Raw genomic sequence first — 1,604 nt, 5'->3', positions numbered from 1 at the left:
CCCGAGCACGGCCACCGGCCACCACCAGCCGGCGACTGCCCCGGGGCTGTCCCTGGCTAGGAAGGGCCTGATCCCGTTGAAGACCCGCCCTGCACCACCGCCTGCCCGCACGGCCGCGGCGCCGATGCACCCCCGCGCCTTTGCCGCCCTGGCAGACGACGTCGCCGCCGTGTTCGAGCGGCACCGCGTGCCGATGTGGCTGGATGACACCCGGCAGGCCCTGGAAGCGGCCCTGTGGGGGGTCGTGCACCCCGACCTGGCCGGTACCGCCGCCGACCCCTACCGCGCCCTGTACGGCTGCCACGACGACGATGAGGGGGAGTGATCGGCGTGAAGTTCGTGATCGACACCGCCGTGTTCGCCGACGCGGTCGGCTGGGCCGCGCGGTTCCTGCCCGCCCGGCCGCCCGTCCCGGTCCTGGCCGGGATCCGACTGCACGCCAGCGACGGCCGCCTCACCATCACCACCTTCGACTACGAGGTGTGCGCCCACGCCGAGACCGACGCCGACGTCGGCCAGGACGGCACGGTGCTGGTCTCCGGCCGGCTGCTCGCCGAGATCTCGCGGCGGCTGACCGCAGGCACCTGCGAGGTCAGCTGCGAGGGCGCCACGGTGTGGCTGCGCGCTGGACGCGCCGCCTTCAGCCTGCTCACCATGCCCGTCGAGGACTACCCCAGCCCGCCACCCGCGCCGCCGGTGATCGGGCAGATCGACGCGGCCGCGCTCACCCATGTGATCGGGCAGACCATCGTCGCTGCCAGCCACGACGCCACCGTCCCGGCGCTGTGCTCGATCCGCATCGACCTGCGGCCCGACGGCCCGCCGGTGCTGTCGGCCACCGACCGGTACCGCGTCGCGCTGGGGGTCGTCCCCGGCTGGCAATCCACCATCACCGAACCCGACGACACCGCCGACCACCACAACGCCGACGAGTCCAGCAGCCGCACGGCCAGCGCAACAGGCGCCGAGCCGGTGTTCGTCTACTGGTCGACCATGGCCGAGATCGCCAAGACCATGACCGGCGACGCCCACCTCACCCTGGGGCTGACACTCAACGACAAAGGGCAACCGCAACTGCTCAGCATCCAGGGAACCGGCCGGACCCTGATCACCCGGACGCTGGACGGCGCCGCGCTCGACTACGCCACGCTGCTGGACAAGCCACGCCCGCACCGCGTGCAACTCGACACGACCGCGTTCCTGACCGCCGTCCGCAACGTCGCGGTCGTCGCCGAATGCAACACCCCCATCCACCTGACCTTCACCACCACCCCAGACCAGGACGACGGCGACGGCAACGCGGGAGAGATGACGCTGCAGGCCGGGCACGGCGACCAAGCCACCGGCCGCGACACCCTGCCCGCCCACATCCACAGCGACACCGGCGCCGTCCCACCCGGCATCGCCTTCAACCCCGACTTCCTCGCCGCCGCGTTGAGCGCCCTGGGCCCTGGCACCACCACCTACGTGGCGTTCGCCGACAACACCGCTACGGCGGCCCTGCTATCCAGCGTCCCGCCGGACAACCCCGCCGAGCTGGGCTACCGGCACTACCTGATGCGGATCCGCGCTACCAGCTGACCCCGCCCTCCCAACCTCCGTTC

Annotated in this window: 2 protein-coding genes; both read left to right on the top strand. The window is 72.3% G+C overall.

Going from position 1 to position 1,604, the window contains the following annotated elements; genetic code table 11:
• Positions 1 to 325 (top strand): hypothetical protein (locus E1264_RS44970; RefSeq protein WP_207937020.1); only part of this gene is annotated, 325 nt, incomplete at its 5' end.
• Positions 326 to 330: 5 nt separating this feature from the next.
• Positions 331 to 1,581, top strand: coding sequence for a hypothetical protein (locus E1264_RS42465; RefSeq protein ID WP_165964677.1), 1,251 nt, complete (start codon positions 331 to 333; stop codon positions 1,579 to 1,581).
• Positions 1,582 to 1,604 lie beyond the last annotated feature (23 nt).

Origin of the sequence: Actinomadura sp. KC216 (genome assembly GCF_004348535.1) — a bacterium.
Taxonomy (GTDB): Bacteria; Actinomycetota; Actinomycetes; order Streptosporangiales; family Streptosporangiaceae; genus Spirillospora.
The sequence above is the reverse complement of the archived record's forward strand: the minus strand, read 5'-3'. Positions and strand labels throughout refer to the sequence as shown.